This is a genomic window from Streptomyces sp. NPDC093064, from assembly GCF_044754605.1.
GTDB lineage: Bacteria > Actinomycetota > Actinomycetes > Streptomycetales > Streptomycetaceae > Streptomyces.
Window position 1 is genome coordinate 74,124 of the sequence record NZ_JBIVPK010000020.1, and the last position, 19,469, is coordinate 93,592.

At 70.8% G+C, this 19,469-nt stretch carries 16 protein-coding genes, 1 tRNA gene and 1 pseudogene; 10 read left to right on the forward strand and 8 right to left on the reverse strand.

What is annotated here, in order from left to right; translation table 11 throughout:
* The first annotated feature begins 35 nt into the window (after window positions 1-35).
* From ACIQFZ_RS23705 to ACIQFZ_RS23720, 4 genes and pseudogenes are all read left to right on the forward strand, one after another.
* Window positions 36-244: pseudogene (locus ACIQFZ_RS23705) on the forward strand (hypothetical protein).
* A complete protein-coding gene (locus ACIQFZ_RS23710; RefSeq protein WP_402692071.1) occupies window positions 241-879 on the forward strand; it encodes an aminodeoxychorismate/anthranilate synthase component II in 639 nt (212 codons plus the stop codon). The pseudogene ACIQFZ_RS23705 and the gene ACIQFZ_RS23710 overlap by 4 nt, the downstream one beginning before the upstream one ends.
* Window positions 876-2,036 (forward strand): class E sortase, encoded by a 1,161-nt coding sequence (locus ACIQFZ_RS23715; RefSeq protein WP_383057613.1) that lies wholly within the window; start codon window positions 876-878, stop codon window positions 2,034-2,036. The genes ACIQFZ_RS23710 and ACIQFZ_RS23715 overlap by 4 nt, the downstream gene beginning before the upstream one ends.
* 14 nt (window positions 2,037-2,050) lie before the next feature.
* Window positions 2,051-2,827, forward strand: a complete 777-nt coding sequence (locus ACIQFZ_RS23720; RefSeq protein ID WP_365417701.1) for a class E sortase — start codon at window positions 2,051-2,053, stop codon at window positions 2,825-2,827.
* Window positions 2,828-2,916: 89 nt separating this feature from the next.
* Here ACIQFZ_RS23720 and pknB read toward each other — a convergent pair whose 3' ends face one another.
* The 6 genes from pknB to ACIQFZ_RS23750 all read right to left on the reverse strand — a co-directional run bounded on the left by pknB (window position 2,917) and on the right by ACIQFZ_RS23750 (window position 11,067).
* Window positions 2,917-4,896: a Stk1 family PASTA domain-containing Ser/Thr kinase gene (gene pknB, locus ACIQFZ_RS23725; RefSeq protein WP_365774799.1), complete on the reverse strand. Its 1,980-nt coding sequence runs from the start codon at window positions 4,894-4,896 to the stop codon at window positions 2,917-2,919.
* A 170-nt stretch (window positions 4,897-5,066) separates the two neighbouring features.
* Complete coding sequence (locus tag ACIQFZ_RS23730; RefSeq protein WP_383057612.1) at window positions 5,067-6,551, reverse strand: peptidoglycan D,D-transpeptidase FtsI family protein; 1,485 nt, start codon at window positions 6,549-6,551, stop codon at window positions 5,067-5,069.
* Entirely contained in the window at window positions 6,548-7,984 is a 1,437-nt protein-coding gene (locus ACIQFZ_RS23735; protein ID WP_402692072.1) for an FtsW/RodA/SpoVE family cell cycle protein, read from the reverse strand. The genes ACIQFZ_RS23730 and ACIQFZ_RS23735 overlap by 4 nt, the downstream gene beginning before the upstream one ends.
* A 27-nt stretch (window positions 7,985-8,011) precedes the next feature.
* A complete protein-coding gene (locus tag ACIQFZ_RS23740; RefSeq protein ID WP_402692073.1) occupies window positions 8,012-9,559 on the reverse strand; it encodes a Stp1/IreP family PP2C-type Ser/Thr phosphatase in 1,548 nt (515 codons plus the stop codon).
* Between the two features lie 121 nt (window positions 9,560-9,680).
* Entirely contained in the window at window positions 9,681-10,196 is a 516-nt protein-coding gene (locus ACIQFZ_RS23745) for an FHA domain-containing protein (protein ID WP_402692074.1), read from the reverse strand.
* 10 nt (window positions 10,197-10,206) lie between these two features.
* Window positions 10,207-11,067, reverse strand: a complete 861-nt coding sequence (locus tag ACIQFZ_RS23750) for a DUF3662 and FHA domain-containing protein (RefSeq protein ID WP_361413460.1) — start codon at window positions 11,065-11,067, stop codon at window positions 10,207-10,209.
* A 489-nt stretch (window positions 11,068-11,556) separates the two neighbouring features.
* Here ACIQFZ_RS23750 and ACIQFZ_RS23755 point away from each other — a divergent pair.
* Window positions 11,557-11,643 (forward strand) — tRNA-Leu (locus tag ACIQFZ_RS23755).
* A 171-nt stretch (window positions 11,644-11,814) separates the two neighbouring features.
* On the opposite strand, the gene ACIQFZ_RS23760 is transcribed toward ACIQFZ_RS23755, so the two are convergent.
* Window positions 11,815-12,651, reverse strand: a complete 837-nt coding sequence (locus tag ACIQFZ_RS23760) for a carbohydrate-binding protein (protein ID WP_402692075.1) — start codon at window positions 12,649-12,651, stop codon at window positions 11,815-11,817.
* Between the two features lie 271 nt (window positions 12,652-12,922).
* Here ACIQFZ_RS23760 and ACIQFZ_RS23765 point away from each other — a divergent pair, with 271 nt between their 5' ends.
* From ACIQFZ_RS23765 to ACIQFZ_RS23785, 5 genes are all read left to right on the forward strand, one after another.
* Entirely contained in the window at window positions 12,923-13,771 is an 849-nt protein-coding gene (locus ACIQFZ_RS23765) for a hypothetical protein (protein ID WP_365421469.1), read from the forward strand.
* Between the two features lie 153 nt (window positions 13,772-13,924).
* Window positions 13,925-14,254: a rhodanese-like domain-containing protein gene (locus ACIQFZ_RS23770; protein WP_365421502.1), complete on the forward strand. Its 330-nt coding sequence runs from the start codon at window positions 13,925-13,927 to the stop codon at window positions 14,252-14,254.
* A gap of 806 nt (window positions 14,255-15,060) precedes the next feature.
* Complete coding sequence (locus ACIQFZ_RS23775; RefSeq protein WP_376652346.1) at window positions 15,061-15,690, forward strand: DUF5819 family protein; 630 nt, start codon at window positions 15,061-15,063, stop codon at window positions 15,688-15,690.
* The gene (locus tag ACIQFZ_RS23780) at window positions 15,687-16,892 is read left to right on the forward strand and encodes an HTTM domain-containing protein (protein ID WP_402692076.1); all 1,206 of its coding nucleotides are present in this window, start codon (window positions 15,687-15,689) and stop codon (window positions 16,890-16,892) included. Before ACIQFZ_RS23775 ends, ACIQFZ_RS23780 begins: the two co-directional genes overlap by 4 nt.
* A complete protein-coding gene (locus ACIQFZ_RS23785; RefSeq protein WP_402692077.1) occupies window positions 16,889-17,641 on the forward strand; it encodes a TrmH family RNA methyltransferase in 753 nt (250 codons plus the stop codon). The genes ACIQFZ_RS23780 and ACIQFZ_RS23785 overlap by 4 nt, the downstream gene beginning before the upstream one ends.
* Before the next feature lie 5 nt (window positions 17,642-17,646).
* Here ACIQFZ_RS23785 and paaN read toward each other — a convergent pair whose 3' ends face one another.
* Window positions 17,647-19,338, reverse strand: coding sequence for a phenylacetic acid degradation protein PaaN (gene paaN / locus ACIQFZ_RS23790; RefSeq protein ID WP_383057600.1), 1,692 nt, complete (start codon window positions 19,336-19,338; stop codon window positions 17,647-17,649).
* Between the last annotated feature and the right edge of the window lie 131 nt (window positions 19,339-19,469).

The following is a 19,469-nucleotide window of genomic DNA, read 5'->3' on the forward strand; positions in this document are numbered from 1 at the left end:
GGCCGGGAAACCTCGGGCGCCGCGCCGTTAGTCTGGTGGCGTACGGCGTGAGTCTGGTGCCGTGGGAGACGGAAGGGACGGCATGTACGGCTGGATCTGGCGGCATCTGCCGGGGAACGCGTGGGTGAAGGCGCTGATCTCACTGGTGCTGGTCCTGGCCGCGGTCTACGCCCTGTTCCAGTACGTCTTCCCGTGGGCCGAACCGCTGCTTCCCTTCAACGATGTGACGGTGGACAACCAGTGAGTGCGCGGATTCTCGTCGTCGACAACTACGACAGCTTCGTCTTCAACCTGGTCCAGTACCTGTACCAGCTGGGGGCCGAGTGCGAGGTGCTGCGCAACGACGAGGTGTCGACGGCGCACGCGCAGGACGGTTTCGACGGCGTGCTGCTCTCGCCGGGTCCGGGCGCGCCCGAGCAGGCCGGTGTCTGCGTGGAGATGGTCCGGCACTGCGCCGCGACCGGTGTTCCCGTCTTCGGTGTGTGCCTGGGCATGCAGTCGATGCAGGTGGCCTACGGCGGTGTGGTGGACCGCGCGCCCGAGCTGCTGCACGGCAAGACCTCGCTGGTGGAGCACGAGGGCACCGGCGTCTTCGCGGGACTGCCCTCCCCCTTCACGGCGACCCGCTACCACTCCCTGGCCGCCGAGCCGGCGACCGTGCCCGACGAGCTGGTGGTCACGGCGCGCACGCACGACGGCATCATCATGGGCCTGCGGCACCGTGAACTTCCCGTCGAGGGCGTGCAGTTCCATCCCGAGTCGGTACTGACCGAGCACGGGCACCGGATGCTGGCCAACTGGCTGGCGGAGTGCGGCGACAAGGAGGCCGTGGCGAGGTCGGCGGGGCTCGCCCCGGTGGTGGGCAAGGCCACGGCGTGACCGCGCTGCGCCCCGAGCGCGAGACCGACACCTCGTACGGGGAGCAGTCGTACGGGGGGCCGGACGCGTTCGAGGAGTGGTACGGCGGTGGGGCGCAGGGCGCGCACCAGGACCCCTACGCGGCGTCCTACGGGTCTGCTGGGGCGGCGCCCCAGCAGACCGCGCCCCAGCAGCACGCGGCGCCTCAGCAGAGCGCGGCGGGGGTGCCGTACGGGTCCGCGGGTGATGCCACGGCGTATCTGCCTCCCGTCGACGACGAGACGATGGCGCTGCGGATCCCGGATCCGCCGCCTGGCGCGTCTTCCGCCGCGCGGGCCCCTGCACCCCCACCGGGTGGACGCGCGGCCCGCAGAAAGGCCGCCAGGCGCCGTCACGGCCGTCGTGGGGCCGCGGCGGGCGCGCCGTCGGAGGAGGACAGCCCGGCCGACCGGTCGCCCGCGCCGCTGTCCCGCGTGGAGGCGCGCCGGCAGGCGCGGGCACGCAGGGCGAGCCCGGCCGTGATCGCCAGCCGGGTCATCGGCGAGATGTTCATCACCACCGGTGTGGTGATGCTGCTCTTCGTCACCTACCAGTTGTGGTGGACGAACGTCCGGGCGCACGCGCAGGCGGGCAGCGAGGCGCACCAGTTGCAGGACGACTGGGCGAGCGGCAAGCGCAATCCCGGGACGTTCGAGCCGGGGCAGGGATTCGCCCTTCTGCACATCCCGAAGCTGGACGTGGTGGTGCCCATCGCGGAGGGCACCAGCAAGCCGAAGGTGCTGGACAAGGGCATGGTCGGGCACTACGGGCAGGGCGACCTCAACACCGCGATGCCGGACGCGAAGACGGGCAACTTCGGGCTCGCGGGCCACCGCAACACGCACGGTGAGCCGTTCCGGTACATCAACAAGCTCTCGCCGGGCGACGCGATCGTCGTGGAGACGCAGGACATGTACTTCGTCTACAAGATGGCGTCGATACTGCCGGTGACCTCGCCGGCCAACATCAGTGTCCTCGATCCCGTCCCGAAGGGATCGGGCTTCACCGGGCCCGGCCGCTACATCACGCTGACCACCTGCACACCGGAGTTCACCAGCAAGTACCGGATGATCGTCTGGGGCAAGATGGTCGAGGAACGGCCGCGCAGCAAGGGCAAGCCGGATGCGCTCGTCAGTTAAAGGGCGGATGAACAGTGGCAGCGACCACGGACGACACGGCAGGGCACACCGAGGGCCGCGAAGGGCACGGTGACGCGTCGGGCCCCGGCCGGGCGCGGCGCCGCCGGGGTACCGGCCCGCTGGCCCTCGCCGTCAGCGTCTTCGGCGAACTCCTCATCACGGCGGGTCTGGTCCTCGGCCTGTTCGTCGTCTACTCCCTGTGGTGGACGAACGTCCTGGCGGACCGCAAGGCCGACCAGGAGGGCGGCAAGGTCCGCGACGAGTGGTCCCAGTCCGTGGCCGGCGGTCCCGGAGCGCTCGACACCAAGGACGGGATTGGCTTCCTGCACGTGCCGTCCATGCACAACGGCGAGGTCCTGATCAAGAAGGGCACGTCGGCGGAGGTGCTGAACGACGGCGTGGCCGGCTACTACGTGGACCCCGCCAAGGCGACCCTGCCGACGTCCGGCAAGGCCGGCAACTTCACCCTCGCCGCCCACCGGGACGGTCACGGCGCGAAGTTCCACAACATCGACAAGGTGCGGGTGGGCGATCCGGTCGTCTTCGAGACCAAGGACAAGTGGTACGTCTACAAGGTCTACGACATCCTCCCCGAGACGTCGAAGTACAACGTCCAGGTCCTGTCCTCGGTCCCCAAGGAGTCGGGCGTCAAGAAGGCCGGCCACTACATCACCCTGACGACCTGCACACCGGTGTACACCTCCCGCTACCGGTACGTGGTCTGGGGCGAACTGGTCCGCACGGAAAAGGTGGACGCCAAGCGCACACCGCCGAAGGAACTGACCGGTTGACGGACACCCTCCGCAGGCACGTCCGATACGACGGAGCCCCGGTTCCCCTCCTGGGAGGGGAACCGGGGCTCTGAGCGTCAGGGGTGGGGTCAGCCGCCGAAGAAGCCGCCGTTGCCGTTCCCGTTGCCGTTGTTGCCGCCGAAGGTCGTCAGCGTGATCTGCGTGTTGCCGGGGTCGTCGACTTCCTGGTCGGGACCCGGGTCCTGCTGCATTACCCGTGCGTTGTCGTCCGGGTTGCTGCCTTCAGCGAACTGGACATTGGTGAAGCCTTCTGCCGCAAGTATCTGCCTGGCTTCCCCCACCGTTCGGCCGCGGACGTCGGGCACCTTCTTCTTCGGCTGCTGCTGAAGCTTGCCGACCTGGATGTTGACGCTGGAGCCCTTGTCGACCTGCTGGCTGGCGGGCGGGACGGTCTGGACGACCTTGCCGTCCTGGTTGGGGTCGTTGGTGGGCACCTCGCTGCACGTGCCGTTGAGATTGCTGCCCTGAAGCTGCTGCTGGGCCTCTTCGCATGTCGAGCCGACGACATTGGGGACCGTCGCCTTCTCGGTCGGCTTGGCGACCGTGAGGGTGATGACGGAGCCCTTCTCCTTCTCCGTGTCGCCCCCGGGGTCCTGACTGATGACCACGTCGGGGGTCTGGTCGGACTCCTGGGTCTTCTTCTCGACCTTGAAGCCCTTCTCCACCAGCTGGGACTTCGCCTTGTCGAAGGTCACGCCGCGGACATCGGGAACAGTCACCTTCGGCGCCCCGGTGGACAGCACCACGTCGACCGTGTCGCCCTTCTTGACCTCGCCGTCCTTCGGTTCCTGTGAGCAGACCTTGCCCTTGGGCTGGTCCTCGCAGGTGTCCTGGGTGAAGGCCACTTCGACGCTGCCGTTCCGGGCCATATCCACGGCTTCGGCCCTCGTGTGGCCGACGAAGTTGGGCACGGGCACCATGTCGTTGTTGGCGCCCTTCCCGCCGAAGGCGTACATGCCGATGAAGATCGCGCCGATGAGGACCAGGACGCCGGCGACGACCAGCAGGATCGTCGAGGTGTTGGACTTCTTCTGACGGCGCCGGTCGGGGCGGTCGTCGTAACCGAAGCCGCCGTCGTCCGGGTTCATGGGCGGCAGCATCGTCGTCGCGCCCGCGGTGCCGGCGTCGGGGCGCAGCGCGGTGGTCGGCTGGTCGTCGGGGTAGCCGACGTAGCCGACGGAGCCCAGGGCCGCCGTGGCCGCGACAGGCTGGCCGTCGAGGCAGGCCTCGATGTCGGCGCGCATCTCGTCGGCGGACTGGTAGCGGTAGTCGGGGTCCTTGACCAGCGCCCGCATCACGATCGCGTCCATCTCGGGCGTGATCTCGGGGTCGAAGACGCTCGGCGGCTGCGGCTCCTCGCGGACGTGCTGGTAGGCCACCGCGACCGGGGAGTCGCCCACGAAGGGCGGGCGGACCGTCAGCAGCTCGTAGAGCAGGCAACCTGTCGAGTACAGGTCCGAGCGCGCGTCGACCTGCTCGCCTTTGGCCTGCTCGGGAGACAGGTACTGGGCGGTGCCGATGACGGCCGAGGTCTGGGTCATGGTCATGCCGGAGTCGCCCATGGCGCGGGCGATGCCGAAGTCCATGACCTTGACCTGGCCGTTGCGGGTCAGCATGACGTTGGCCGGCTTGATGTCGCGGTGGACGATGCCGCTGCGGTGGGCGTACTCCAGGCCCTGGAGGATGCCGATGGTCATCTCCATGGACCGCTCGGGCAGCAGCTTGCGGCCGCTGTGCAGCAGTTCACGGAGCGTGGAGCCGTCGACGTACTCCATCACGATGTACGGGATCGAGACCCCGTCGATGTAGTCCTCGCCCGTGTCGTAGACCGCGACGATCGCGGGATGGTTGAGCGAGGCGGCCGACTGGGCCTCCCGGCGGAACCGGGCCTGGAAGGAAGGGTCGCGCGCCAGGTCGGCGCGCAGCGTCTTCACCGCCACGGTGCGTCCCAGCCGGGTGTCATGCGCGAGGTACACCTCCGCCATGCCACCACGGCCGAGCACATGGCCCAGCTCGTACCGGCCGCCGAGGCGACGCGGCTCTTCCATAGCTACCTACCAGCCCTCTCCGTCGGTCCCGACCGGCACCGCTTGTGCCGCCGGAGGCTGCTGTCCGGGCCTACCGTACCCGGCTCGCTCTGTGTGACCTGGCCAAGCCCGTCACCCGATACAGGACCGGTATCGCAACGTGCACCGATGTGAGGGGGACGTGACGGGGCTCACTGCCTGGAGTTGATGACCGCCTCCATGACGTTCTTCGCGATGGGCGCCGCGAGGCCGCCACCGGAGATGTCGTCGCGGTTGGCGTTGTTGTCCTCGACCACCACGGCCACGGCGACCGGCGAGCTGCCGTCGGCGAGCTTGGCGTAGGAGAGGAACCAGGCGTACGGCTTCTCGCTGTTGTCGACGCCGTGCTGGGCGGTACCGGTCTTGCCGCCCACGGTGACGTTGTTGATCTGCGCGTTCCTGCCCGTGCCGTCCTTGACGACGGTCTCCATCATGGACTGCAGGATCTGGGCGTTCTGCGAGCTGAGCGGCCGGCTCAGTTCCTGCGGCTGGGTCTGCTCCAGGGTGTCCACGTTGGGCGACTGGAGCTTGTCGATCATGTACGGCTTCATCAGCTTGCCGTCGTTGGCGACGGCGGAGGCGACCATGGCCATCTGCAGCGGGGTCGCGGCGGTCTCGAACTGGCCGATGGAGCTGAGCGCGGTCTGCGGCTTGTCCATCTTCTCGGGGAAGACGGAGGCGTTGGCGCGCACGGGCGTGAACTGCTCGGCGTTGAAGCCGAACTTCTTCGCCTCGGCGAGCATCTTGTCCTTGCCGAGGTCGTAGCCCATCTTGCCGAAGACGGTGTTGCAGGACACCCGCAGCGCCTCACGCATGGTGGCGTTCTTGCAGGGGATGTTGCCCTCGTTCTTCAGCTCGGTCCGGGTGTTCGGCAGGGTCCACGGCAGCGGCGAGTCGGTGGGTTGGTCCGCCGACTTGTACAGGCCGTTCTCCAGCGCGGCCGCCGCGGTGACCACCTTGAAGGTGGAGCCCGGCGGGTAGGTCTCGCGCAGTGCCCGGTTCAGCATCGGGTCGTTGGGGTCGGACGTCTTCTGGAGGTCCTTCCAGGCCTTGGCGTCCTTGTCGGAGTTGCCGGCGAACGACGACGGGTCGTAGGACGGGTAGGACGCCAGGGCGAGGATCTTGCCCGTGGAGGGGTCCAGGGCCACCGCGGCGCCCTTGCCGCCGACCTTCTTCAGGCCGTTGAAGGCCGCCTTCTGCGCGGCCGTGTTGAGCGTGGTGACCACGTTGCCGCCCTGCTTGGGCTTGCCCGTGATCATGTCCAGGGTGTTCCGGAAGAAGAGCCGGTCGTCACTTCCGGTGAGGATGCCGTCCTCGATGCTCTCCAACTGGGTGGCGCCGAAGGCCTGGGAGGTGAACCCGGTGACCGGCGCCCACATCGGGCCGTCCTTGTACGTGCGCTTGTACTTGAGGTCGTTGAGTCCGTTGCTCTTGGTCTCGACCGACCCGGTGATCGGGTTGCCGCCGACGATGATGTCGCCGCGCGGCGTGGCGTAGCGCGCGATGGTGACGCGGCGGTTGTGCTTGTCGTCCTTGAGGGTGTCGGCCTTGACGTACTGGATCCAGTTGTCGCGGACGAGCAGCGTGAGGACGAGGAGGCCGCAGAAGATCGCGATTCGGCGCAGGGGCTTGTTCACGGGCGGACCACCTGGGTCATCTCGGCGTCGGGGTTGGAGGCGGGCGCGGGCGCGGGTCTGCGGGCGGTGTCGCTGATCCGGATCAGGATGCCGATCAGGGCCCAGTTGGCGATGACGGAGGAGCCGCCGTACGCCAGGAACGGCATCGTCATACCGGTGAGCGGGATGAGGCCCATCACGCCGCCGGCCACGACGAAGACCTGAAGCGCGAAGGCGCCGGACAGGCCGATGGCGAGCAGCTTGCCGAAGGGGTCGCGGGCGGCCAGCGCGGTGCGCACGCCGCGTTCCACGATCAGGCCGTAGATCAGCAGGAGCGCCATGATGCCGGCCAGGCCCAGCTCCTCGCCGAAGGTGGCGAGGATGAAGTCGGAGTTGGCGGCGAACTTGATGAGGTCGGAGTGGCCCTGCCCGAGGCCGGAGCCGAGGGTGCCGCCGGAGCCGAACGCCCAGAGCGCTTCCATCGACTGCTCGGAGTGGCCGATGACGCCCTTCTGGCTGAGCGCGTACTCCTTCATCGGGTCAAGCCAGGCCTGGACGCGCTGCTGGACGTGCGACTCGAAGCTGGCCACGCCGACGGCGCCGACGGCGGACATCAGGAGACCGAAGACGATCCAGCTGGTCCGCTCGGTGGCGACGTACAGCATGACGACGAACATGCCGAAGAACAGCAGCGAGGTGCCGAGGTCGGTCTCGAAGACCAGGATGAGGATCGAGATCACCCAGACGACCAGGATGGGTCCGAGGTCGCGGCCGCGGGGCAGGTACAGGCCCATGAAGCGGCGGCTGGCCAGGGCGAGCGCGTCCCGCTTCACCATGAGGTAGCCGGCGAAGAAGATGGCGAGCACGATCTTGGCGAACTCACCGGGCTGGATGGAGAATCCGGCGACCGAGATCCAGATCTTGGCGCCGTAGATGTTGGCGCCGAGGCCCGGCACGAGCGGCAGCAGCAGCAGGATCAGCGCGCCGACCATGGAGATGTAGGTGTAGCGCTGAAGGGCGCGGTGGTCCTTGAGGAAGATCAGCACCACCACGAAGAAGGCGATGCCCAGGGCCGTGTACAGCAGCTGCCGTGGCGCGGCCGTTCCCGCCTGGTTGATGGCCTGGAGCAGTTTCGACTGGTCCAGCCGCCAGATGACGACCAGTCCGAGCCCGTTCAGCAGCGTGGCCAGCGGCAGCAGCAGCGGGTCCGCGTACGGGGCGAACTTGCGGACGACGAGGTGCGCGACGCCGGCCAGCAGACCGAGGCCCAGGCCGTAGCTCAGCAGGCCCGCGGGCACCTGGCTGTTGATGGCCAGGCCCACGTTGGCGTAGGCGAACACCGGGATGGCGACGGCGAAGACCAGCAGCGCCAGCTCGGTGTTGCGGCGGCTGGGCGCGCCGATCGCGCCGATCGTGGACGTGTGGTGCGTCGACGGGTTGGTAGTGCTGCTCATCGTGTGACAGGGCCTCTCACGGCTTGCCTACTGCTTACCGCACAGCGAGACGACCTTCTGCTCTTCCTCCGAGAGAGTGGGGCCGGGGCTGGGAGTGGACGCGGTGGCGGACGTGGACGGGGAGGACGGGGACGTCGACGGGTTCGGCGTCGGCGTCGCCTTGGACGTGAAGGAGGTGCGGGTGGTTCCCGTGGTGCCGGTGGTACCGCCCGCCTGGCCTTCTTCCGTCTTGGCGCCGTTCTTGTCCTCGGCGGTGCGGCGCTGGGCCTCCTTCTTGCACGCGGAGGCCTGCACGGACAGCTCGTCGACCTTCTTCTGGGCGTTGGTCAGACCGCCCTCGGTGATCGTCGCCTTGACCTGCTGCTGCTGATAGGGCGGCAGGTACTTGAGTTCGATCTCGGGGTGGTCCGTGTGGATCTTCGACAGCTTCAGCCAGGCCAGGTCCTGGCTGATGCCCCGGTACAGCGCGACGTGCTCCTCGTTGGCGCCGACGAAGTACTGCGTCTGCGTCCAGCGGTAGCCGCCGTACAGGCCGCCGCCGAGGACGGCGAGCGCGAGCACGCTGTAGAAGGAGCGCTTGAGCCACCTGCGGTTCTTGCGGGGTTTGACGAAGTCCTCGTCGCCGTAGTCGCCGAAGCCGGCCGCGGGGGCGTAACCGTCGGTGTCGCCGGATCCGGGCGGGCCGAACTCGCCGCCACCGCCGCCCTGTCCGGGCACCTGGCGGCCGAGGCCCGAGGCGCGTCCGGCGGGGGTCTGCATGATGCCGTTGTCGTGCAGGTGGTTCTGGTTCTCGGCGACCGCGCCGACCACGACCGGGGTGTCGGACAGCTGTCCGGCGAGGGTGTCGCCGGTGTCCAGGTCCAGGACGTCGGCGACGATGACGGTGATGTTGTCGGGGCCGCCGCCGCGCAGTGCGAACTGGATCAGCTCCTGCACCGTCTCCTGCGGGCCCTGGTAGCCGGCGAGGGTCTCCTCCATCGTCTGGTGGGAGACGACGCCGCTGAGGCCGTCGGAGCAGATCAGGTAGCGGTCGCCGGCGCGCACCTCGCGGATGGAAAGGTCGGGCTCCACGTGTTCGCCGCTGCCGAGGGCGCGCATGAGCAGGGCGCGCTGCGGGTGGGTGGTGGCCTCTTCCTCGGTGATGCGTCCCTCGTCGACGAGGCGCTGCACCCAGGTGTGGTCCTGGGTGATCTGGGTCAGCACGCCGTCGCGCAGCAGGTAGGCGCGCGAGTCGCCGACGTGTACCAGGCCGAGTCGCTGGCCGGTCCACAGCAGGGCGGTGAGCGTGGTGCCCATGCCCTCCAGCTGCGGGTCCTCCTCGACCATGGCGCGCAACTGGTCGTTGGCGCGCCGTACGGCGGTGCCGAGCGAGGTGAGGATGTCGGAGCCGGGGATGTCGTCGTCGAGGGCGACGATGGTGGAGATCACCTCGGAGGAGGCGACCTCGCCGGCGGCCTGGCCGCCCATTCCGTCGGCGATCGCGAGCAGGCGGGGACCGGCGTACCCGGAATCCTCGTTGCCCTCGCGGATCATGCCTTTGTGCGATCCGGCGGCGAAGCGCAGTGACAGACTCATGCGCACCTCGCCCGTCGGCTCCGGGTACATCCGCACGGTGCCCACCCTCCGGTCGGGAGCGCGCCGGGGCCCGGGGTGCCGGCCGCCGCTGCGTGCTCGCTCCGCTCGCTCATTAGTCGTACTACTTCCGCAGCTCGATGACGGTCTTGCCGATGCGGATCGGCGCGCCCAGCGGCATCGGTGTGGGGGTCGTCAGCCGGGTCCGGTCCAGGTATGTGCCGTTGGTGGATCCGAGGTCCTCGACGATCCACTGGCCGTCGCGGTCCGGGTAGATCCTGGCATGGCGGCTGGAGGCGTAGTCGTCGTCCAGCACGATCGTGGAGTCGTGCGCACGGCCCAGGGTGATGGTCTGGCCCTGCAGCGCGACGGTGGTGCCGGTGAGGATGCCCTCGGTCACCACGAGTTTGGTGGGGGCGTTGCGGCGCTGGCGGCCACCGCCTTGCTGACCGCGCTGCTGCGGCGGCGCCGCCGCCTGGCGCGCGGCCTGCTGCGGCCGGGCCGTTTCCCTGCGGGCCCCCCGCTGGGTGACGCGCGTACCGAACAGGTCGCTGCGGATGACCTGCACGGCCACGATCACGAACAGCCACAGTACGGCCAGGAAACCCAGCCGCATGACCGTGAGGGTCAGCTCTGACATTGCCCCCGCTTCACCCTTCGGCTTGCCGGTAAATGATGGTGGTGCTGCCCACGACGATCCGCGAGCCGTCGCGGAGCGTAGCGCGGGTGGTGTGCTGCCCGTCCACCACGATGCCGTTGGTGGACCCGAGATCCTGGATCGTCGAGGGCGTTCCGGTCCGGATCTCGCAGTGCCGGCGGGAGACGCCGGGGTCGTCGATCCGCACGTCGGCCTCGGTGCTGCGGCCGAGCACGAGTGTCGGGCGGGAGATCTGGTGGCGGGTGCCGTTGATCTCGATCCAGTAGCGGGTGCGGCCGCCGCTCGCCGGGGCGGGCGCGGGCTGCTGGGCGGCGGGCGGCGGGTAGCCGTAGCCGCCGGGGCGGGCGCCGGGCGGCGGCGCGGACGGCATGGGAGGCGCTGCCGAGGGGCCGGCCGCGGGCGGGTAGCCGTACCCGCCCGGGGCGGCGGGGCGGCCGCCCGGGCCGGCCGAGGGGGCCTGGGGCGCCTGCTGGCTGCTGGTGGAGGCGAGCGTACGGCTGCGCACCCGGTACAGGCCGGTGTCCAGGTCCTCCGCCTTCTCCAGGTGGACCTTGATCGGCCCCATGAAGGTGTAGCGCTGCTGCTTCGCGTAGTCGCGCACCATGCCGGCGAGCTCGTCGCCGAGCTGGCCGGAGTAGGGGCTCAGACGCTCGTAGTCCGGCGCGCTGAGCTCCACGATGAAGTCGTTGGGTACGACGGTGCGGTCGCGGTTCCAGATCGTCGCGTTGTTGTCGCACTCGCGCTGGAGCGCACCCGCGATCTCCACGGGCTGGACCTCGGACTTGAAGACCTTGGCGAAGGTGCCGTTGACCAGACCTTCGAGACGCTGCTCGAACTTCTTCAGGACTCCCATGGGGCACCTCCTCCATCGTTGCCATCGCTGCGGGTCGTGCCGTCGTGCTGCGTATTGCTTGCCTGGTACTGCTTACTGATCGTATCCACGCGCGGGTGAATCGGCTGGTTCCCCCTGTCGGCCCTGTCGACGGGTGTCGACGCCTGCTGCGTGCCCGGGTGTCGCTCGGTACTTCTGCCCAGGATCGTAGAGGGGGTCGCAGACCAGTGTCCCGCACCCGACTGTGGTCCTCGTCCGGCTCCTGGGCAGACGGGCGTGACCGGTACGAGGTTGATACGTGAACGGGCGCGCTCCGATACGGAAAGAGGGTCTGTCCGCGCGGCGCGGCCCGGGGCCGGCGGCCTGGCGCGGCGGGTGGACGCGATGCGGCCGGGGCTGGGCGTCTGCCCTGGGAAAGCGATGTGAATCCACCGTTCGGGGCGTGCTAATGTTCTGCATGTCGGAAGGCGCCAGCCCCCCAGGGGGACGGAGCCGGAGGACACACCCAATGCGCGGGTGGCGGAATAGGCAGACGCGCTGGATTCAGGTTCCAGTGCCCGCAAGGGCGTGGGGGTTCAACTCCCCCCTCGCGCACCATGAGATACCGATGGAACGGGTCTCCGCCAGTGACGGAAGTCACGGTGGGGGCCCGTTTCTCGTTGTGCCGACAGGTGTGGGTCATCGCACAACTCGGCCGACGGACAACGGGCCCTGGCGCGTGAGGTATCTCACCTACCGGGGCCCGTTGTGTGCCGTCGGGACCGGTCGTCACTCGCGCCGCCAGAGGGCGGGGACGTTCGGCGGTTCCCAGCCGGTCATGGACGTGTGGGCCTGGAGGCAGTGGTAGGCGGCGCCGGCGTACGCGACGTGGTCGCCCGCGGCGTAGGAGCGGCCGGGGGTCCAGGTGCCGTTCGGCGGGTCGGTGGGCGGGGTGCCCGGATCGCTCGGGCCCGGTGTGCCGTCGACGTTCAGGACGAAGTCGAAGGTGCCCTTCTTGGCGTTGCCGGCCCCGCGGACGTTCATCAGCAGGGCCGGGTCGAAGAGGGCGTCGGTGCCGTTGCGCGGCTCGCCGGGGAAGTACAGCTGGGTGGTGAGCACGGGACGGCCGGGCGCCTGCGCCTTGACGTGGAGGTGCCGGGTGCGGCCGGGGTAGAGACCCGGCACGATCGTGCTCAGCGAGTACGCGCCGGTGGAGTCCGTGAACTGGTGGCCCCGCAAGGCGTATCCGCCCATGTCGTAGGCGCCGGCGTCGTCGGCCTGCCAGAAGTCGAGCAGGACGCCGGACAGCGGGACGCAGTTGCGGCCGAAGACATGGCCGCTGACGGTCAGCCGGGTGCCGGGGGTGCCTGGCGTCACCAGGGCGGTGCGCAGCGGTGAGTTCGGCTTGAAGTAGGGGCCCTCGATCTGGTCGTGGGTCGGGCCGTCCCCGTCGTCGCACATGGGTGTCGGCGGAAGGGGCCGGTCCGGGGCGGCGGAGGCCCGGGCGAGCGCTGCCGCGCCGGTGGCCAGCGGGAGGGCGGCGCCGGCGGCGACGGCCGCCTTGAGCAGGTTCTTGCGGCTGATCCGGTGCTCGGACGCGGAGCCGTCGGGGTCTGTGGGTGTCATGGCGGTTCCTCGGTCTCCTCGAGTGGGGGAATGCGGGGGAAGAGGGACGTGGCGTGCATGACACGGAGCGCGCGCGGTGCGCTGGGCGCGCGGTCGCGCTCCGGTGGGGCCGCCGACGACGGTAATCGCGCCGGTCGGCGCCCGAGGAGACGTCGTTGTGTCCCCCTGTCCGGCGTTATGGGTGGCCCGGCGGAGAGGGGGCGTTGGAGCGGGGGCCTGGCCGTCGCGGTGGTGGGCGGGGGCCCGGCCCGTGCGGCGCTAGTCTGGTCGGGTGACGACCCCGGAAGCTGAACAGGGTGACGTCGCCGGGGCGGACCGGGCGACGTCCGAGGGCGCCTCTGCGCGGCCCGAGGAGCGGTTGGAGCGGGCCGTACGGGCCGCCGAACAGGCGCTCATCGAGTACGAGATCGCGGTGGAGACCTTCCGGGTGGAGGTCGAGAACTTCGCCCGGCTGCACGAGCAGAGACTCGGACCGCTCTACGCCCGGCTGGAGGAGCTGAAGGCTCTGACGGCCGAGGCCAAGGCCGCGCGCACCGGTGACCCCGAGGACCTGCGCAAGGCGCGGGAGGCGCGGGCCGATCTGCAGCCGATCCCCGGGGTCGAGGAGCTGCTGAACGGCTGGATGGACTCCGACGGGCTGTACCCGGAGGCCGTCGCGATGCTCACCGACGGGCCCGTGCGGCCCCCACAGCGGGTGCGCCCCAGCGAGGAGGCCCGCCGCCTCTACCGCGAGCTGGCCCGCAAGGCCCACCCCGACCTGGCGCAGGAGGACGACGAGCGCCAGCGGCGCGAGGAGTTCCTCACCCGGGTCAACGCCGCCTACGCGCGCGGCGACGAGGACGAGCTGCGGGAACTGGGCGCGGAGTGGGCGGCCGGCCCCAAGCCCAAGGAGCAGCGGCCGAGCCGCAGCGAGGAGCTCTACGCCCGCCTCGAATGGCTCGCCCGGCGCAAGGAGCTGCTCACGGTGGTCGCCAAGGGGCTGGAGGACGGCGCGATCGCCGGGATGCTCCGGCTGGCCCCCGACGATCCCGACCGCCTGCTCGACGAGATCGCCGAGCAGCTGCGCAAGGAGGTCGCGGAGCGCGAGGCGGAACTGGCCGAGCTGCTGGGCCAGGAGTGACGAGCGTGACTCGCGTGGCCCCCGTGTGACCTCGCCTGCACCCGCGTGACCTGCGTCACCCGTGACCGGCCGGGTGCCGGATCCGTGCCGGTCCGAGCCGGAACCCTCCGGTGAGCTTCGGGTAGCGTCGGCCTCATGCATTTCGGAGCTGGTGTGCCCACGGTCGGGGTCCAGGACCTCGAGGACGGCGACTTCCTGCTGGACGTCCGCGAGGACGACGAGTGGCGGGCGGGCCACGCCGAGGGGGCGCTGCACATCCCCCTCAGCGAGTTCGTGGCCCGGTACGGCGAACTGACCGAGACGGCGCCCGAGGACGGGCGGGTCCATGTGATCTGCCGCTCCGGCGGGCGGTCGGCGCAGGTCGCGATGTACCTGGTCCAGCAGGGCGTCGACGCGGTGAACGTCGACGGCGGCATGCAGGTGTGGGCCGCCTCGGGCCGGCCCGTCGTGACCGAGGACGGGCGGCCCGGCCAGGTGGTGTGACGCCGGGGCGGGTCCTGTACTCCCCAGCACCCACATGTATCTGACGTCGCGTCAGGAGTGTGGCGGACTTGGGAGGATGGGCACGGCTGGACGACCAACCGATCCCGTGTGGCCGGCCGATTCCATGTTGCGGTGGACCGCCGTAGGGTGGCCCCCGCCGCGGACGGCCGCCGGACGACTGCCGGTTCGGTCCGGTGCGGCGCCCGGTACGCCCCGGGGTGTGCCCGGAGGGCGGCCCTGAGTACCGTTCCGGTGCGGCACCGGGAAGCGGTGCGCGCGGGCGGTACGGCGCCCCGCGGCCGGGTGGCGGCCGGAGGACGGACCGGGATCGGAAACGGGGCGGGATGAACGCGCACGACGACGACTCGACCGCCTCACGCGCCCCCAGTCGCCCGGGCGCCCGGCCGGACGAGGGCTCCCGGACCGCCGTCGGGTCCGCAGACGGGCCGTCGGCCGCTGCCGGGCCGGACGAGAACGCCGGGGACGCCGGGGACGCAACCGGGCCGGACGAGAAGGCCCCGGCCCTCGCGCCCGTCTCCGTTCCTGCTCCTCGCTCAGCCCCTGGCACCGCTCCGGGTGCTGGCACCGGCCTTGGCACCGGTCCCGGTTCTGGCACCGGTCCCGGTCCTGCTCCTGGTCCCGGCCCGGCCGCAGTCCCGGCTCCCGACCCCAGCCCTGTTCCCGACCCCGGTCCTGGCCCCGGTCCCGTTCCTGGCCCTGGCCCCGTCGCGCTCGCGGCTCCCGCCCCCATATCTGCGCCCGCGCCCGCCTCCGGTGAGCCGGCGTCCCGGGGTGGTGTCGCTGCGTTGTCCCTGCCGTATCAAGTGGGTGCGGTGCTGGTGCTCGCGGTGGTCGCCGTCGTGGTGTGTGTGCATCTCGGGATGGTGTTCCTGCACGTCACGCCGTCGAACACGGTGAACAGGGAGCACGCAGAGGCCGTCGACGGGTGGATCTACCCGGAGTTCGAGCAGAACTGGAAGCTGTTCGCGCCGAACCCGCTCCAGCAGAACGTCGCCGTCCAGGTGCGCGCGGAGATCGGCACGGCGGACGGCGGCACCCGTACCACCGGCTGGTACGACCTGTCCGCCGAGGACGGCCGGGCCATCGACGGCAATCTGCTGCCCAGCCACACCCAGCAGAACGAACTGCGCCGCGCCTGGGACTTCTACGGCGCCGCCCACGACGCCGACAACCGGCCGGTGGGCCTGCGCGGCACCCTGGCCGAGCAGTACCTGCGCCGCATCGCGGTGCTGCGTCTGGAACGCGGGGACGCGGCCGGCGCGGGCGGCGTCCTCGAACGCGTCCAGATCCGCAGCCGCACCAGCAACGTGCCCCCGCCCCTGTGGAGCAACGAGAAGGCGACAGGCAAGCCGGCCTACCGCTCGCTGCCCTGGTGGACGGTGCCGGCCGGCGAGACCCGGGGAGGCGTGCGGTGAACCGCCTCGCGCTCGCGGTCTCGCGCGGGATCACCCGGGTCACCGAGGCGGCCCTCGGCCCCTACCAGACCGCCGTCATACGCATCGGCCTCTCGCTGACCTGGCTGCTGTTCCTGCTGCGTGAGTTCCCCCACCGCCATGAGCTCTACGGCCCCGACGGCCCGTGGAGCTGGAACCTGGCCCAGCAGCTGGCCTCGGACAACGGTGCCTTCACGGCCCTGCTGTGGTTCCGCGGCGATCTCTGGTTCGAGACGTGCTACGCGCTGGGCGTGCTGGCGAGCCTGCTGCTCGTGCTGGGCTGGCGCACCCGCACCACGTCCGTGCTCTTCATGGTCGGCGTGCTCTCCCTGCAGAACCGCAGCGTCTTCGTGGGCGACGGCGGCGACAACGTGCTGCACCTGATGTCGCTCTACCTGGTGTTCACCCGCTGCGGCCAGGTCTGGTCGCTCGACGCGCGCCGGGCCGCGCGGGTACGGGCGGCACACGCGCGCGGGGAGCGGGTGCCCGACCGGGCCGGTCCCGTCCTGTGGAGCGTGCTGGGGCTGTTCCTGGCCGTGGTCACCGCGGCGGGCCGGATGCAGGGCGAGGTGTTCGTGCCCGCCCTCCTGTGGACGGTCTGGCTGGGCCTGGCCCTGTGGTGGGCGGTCGGACGGTGGGCGCGCTCGGCGCAGCCGCGGATGCTGCTGAACGTCGTCGCCGACATCGTCCACAACGGCGCCCTGCTCGTGATCATGGCCGAGGCCTGCCTGATCTATGCCACGGCCGGCTGGTACAAGGTCCAGGGCTCGCGCTGGCAGGACGGCACCGCCGTCTACTACCCGCTCCACCTGGACTACTTCTCGCCCTGGCCGGCCCTGGCCGGTCTGCTGTCCGCCAGCGGCACGCTGGTGATGCTGGTGACCTACGGGACGGTGATGGCGCAGGTCGCCTTCCCGTTCACGCTGCTCAACCGGCGGGTGAAGAACGTCCTGCTGGCGGTCATGATGGCCGAGCACGCCGTGATCGCGGTCGTGCTGGGGTTGCCGTTCTTCTCACTGGCGATGATCGCGGCGGACTCGGTGTTCCTGCCGACGCCCTTCCTGCGCCGCCTGGGCGGCCTCGCGGCACGCGCGCGACTGCGGCGCGGCGGGGACCGGCCCCCGGCGAAGGACCCACGCTCCCCGGAGGACGCCGGGCTCGCCCGCGTAGGCTTCCCGGCATGAGTGACCCCGTACGCGCCTGGCACCGGCTGGCCGGCGGTTCCGTGCTGCTCGACGGCTTCCATGCCCTCAAGCACGCCCTGCGCTTCGGGGCCGAGGTGCCGGTGGCCGTCACCGTCGACCGGCACGCGGCGCTCGCCCTCGCCGACGAGCTGGCCCCCGATGTACGGGACGCGCTGGACGCCCTGCTGAGCGAGGTGCCGCGGGAGACGTACGCCTCCCTCGTGCCGCGCCCGCATCCCACCGCCGTGGCGGCCCTCGCCGTACGGCCCTCCCGCCAGGCCAATCTGAGGGCGCTGGCGCACTCGCCCCGCAGCGCGCCGGTCGTCGTCCTGGACCAGCCGCGCAACCTGGGCAACGCGGGGGCGGTGATCCGCCTGGCCGCCGGTTTCGGGGCGACCGGAGTGGTCACCACGGGCACCCTGGACCCCTGGCACCCGACGGTGGTGCGCGGCGGGGCGGGGCTGCACTTCGCGACCGCCGTGGAGCGGCTGGACGTCGACGAACTGCCCGGTGGGCCGCTGTTCGCGCTCGACCCGGAGGGTGAGGACATCCGCGGGGTGAAGCTGCCCGACGACGCCGTGCTCGCCTTCGGCTCCGAGCGCAGCGGCCTGTCGGCCGAGCTGCGCTCGCGCACCGACCACCTGCTGGCGCTGCCGATGCGCCCCCAGGTCTCCAGTTACAACCTCGCCACCAGTGTGGCGATGACGCTGTACCACTGGAGCGCCACCAAGGGCGCACCCGCGTCCTGAGAGGCTTATGCCTCCCGGCGGACCTCCACCACGCGGAAGCGGTTGGCGACGAACGCGCCGTCGGTGAGGGCCGCGTTGGCCGCCGGGTTGCCGCCGGAGCCGTGGAAGTCGGAGAAGGCGGCGGTCTGGTTGACGTACACCCCGCCGGTGAGGTTCAGCGACAGCTGGGCGGGCTCCTCCAGGCACACCTCCTGCACCGCCTCCTCGACCTCCTCGTCGGTCGTGTACGCGCCCACCGTCATCGCGCCCTTGTCGCGGATCGTGCGGCGCAGCAGCTCCACCGCGTCGGCGGCCGAGTCGACGGCGACGGCGAAGGAGACGGGGCCGAAGCACTCGTTCATGTACGCGGCCTCGGCGTCCGGCTTGGCGCCGTCCAGCTTCACGATCACCGGCGAGCGGACGACCGCGCCGGGGAAGTCCGGGTTGGCGATCTCGCGGGAGGCGAGCGCGACCTCGCCGAGGCCCGCGGCGGCCTCCAGACGGGCCTTGACGTCCGGGTTGACGATCGCGCCGAGCAGCGCGTTGGCGCGCGCGTCGTCGCCGAGGAGCCCGTCCACCGCCTTGGCGAGGTCGGCGGTCACCTCGTCGAAGGACTTGGGGCCCTCGTCGGTACGGATGCCGTCGCGGGGGATCAGCAGGTTCTGCGGGGTGGTGCACATCTGGCCGCTGTAGAGGGACAGCGAGAAGGCCAGGTTGGCGAGCATCCCCTTGTAGTCGCCGGTCGACTCCACGAGCACCGTGTTGACGCCGGCCTTCTCCGTGTAGACCTGCGCCTGGCGGGCGTTGGCCTCCAGCCAGTCGCCGAAGGACGTCGAGCCCGTGTAGTCGATGATCCTGATCTCGGGGCGGGTGGCGAGCGTCTTGGCGATGCCCTCGCCGGGACGCTCGGCGGCGAGCGCGATCAGGTTCGGGTCGAAGCCGGCCTCGGCGAGCACCTCGCGGGCGGTCTTCACCGTGAGCGCGAGCGGCAGCACCGCGCGCGGGTGCGGCTTGACCAGGACGGCGTTGCCGGTGGCCAGGGAGGCGAACAGGCCCGGGAAGCCGTTCCAGGTCGGGAAGGTGTTGCAGCCGATGACCAGCGCGATCCCGCGCGGGACGGCGGTGAACCGCTTGGTGAGGGCGAGCGGGTCGCGCTTGCCCTGCGGCTTGGTCCACTCGGCGGTGTCGGGGGTGCGCACCTGCTCCACGTACGCGTACGCCACCGCCTCCAGGCCGCGGTCCTGGGCGTGCGGGCCGCCCGCCTGGAACGCCATCATGAAGGCCTGGCCGGAGGTGTGCATGACCGCGTGCGCGAACTCGTGCGTCCGGTCGCTGATCCGCTTGAGGATCTCCAGGCACACCATGGCGCGCGCCTCCGCGCCCGCGTCCCGCCACGCCCGCTGGCCGGCCTTCATGGCGGGCAGCAGCACGTCGATGTCCGCGTGCGGGTAGCTCACGCCCAGTTCGATGCCGTACGGCGAGACCTCGTCGCCCACCCAGTCGTCCGTGCCGGGCTGGCCGAGGTCGAGGCGGGTGCCCAGGACGGCGTCGAAGGCGGCCTTGCCGGCGGCCGCGTCGAGGCTGCCGTTCTCCCCGTAGGCCTTGGGGTGCTCGGGGTGGGGCGACCAGTACGCGCGGGTGCGGACAGCCTCCAGCGCCTGGTCCAAGGTGGGCCGATGCCTGGCGATCAGCTCGTGTGCGGTCAGTTCGGCGGCCATGCGGGACCAACTCCTCGTCTCAAGAGCTCCTCGTCGAGCCCGTGATCTGGCATCTCCATGGTCACGGCCATGGGCAGGAACAGGCGGTCAGAGTTAGAGTAACCGAACGATCGGTCGGTACAAGGGGTCCG

Bases quoted from the DNA above. Each gene is read 5' to 3' on its own strand.
- ACIQFZ_RS23750 (WP_361413460.1), bottom strand. From the start codon at position 11,067: ATGGGAGTCCTGAAGAAGTTCGAGCAGCGTCTCGAAGGTCTGGTCAAC.
- ACIQFZ_RS23785 (WP_402692077.1), top strand. From the start codon at position 16,889: ATGAGTGACCCCGTACGCGCCTGGCACCGGCTGGCCGGCGGTTCCGTG.
- ACIQFZ_RS23740 (WP_402692073.1), bottom strand. From the start codon at position 9,559: ATGAGTCTGTCACTGCGCTTCGCCGCCGGATCGCACAAAGGCATGATC.
- ACIQFZ_RS23735 (WP_402692072.1), bottom strand. From the start codon at position 7,984: ATGAGCAGCACTACCAACCCGTCGACGCACCACACGTCCACGATCGGC.
- pknB (WP_365774799.1), bottom strand. From the start codon at position 4,896: ATGGAAGAGCCGCGTCGCCTCGGCGGCCGGTACGAGCTGGGCCATGTG.
- ACIQFZ_RS23760 (WP_402692075.1), bottom strand. From the start codon at position 12,651: ATGACACCCACAGACCCCGACGGCTCCGCGTCCGAGCACCGGATCAGC.
- ACIQFZ_RS23745 (WP_402692074.1), bottom strand. From the start codon at position 10,196: ATGTCAGAGCTGACCCTCACGGTCATGCGGCTGGGTTTCCTGGCCGTA.
- paaN (WP_383057600.1), bottom strand. From the start codon at position 19,338: ATGGCCGCCGAACTGACCGCACACGAGCTGATCGCCAGGCATCGGCCC.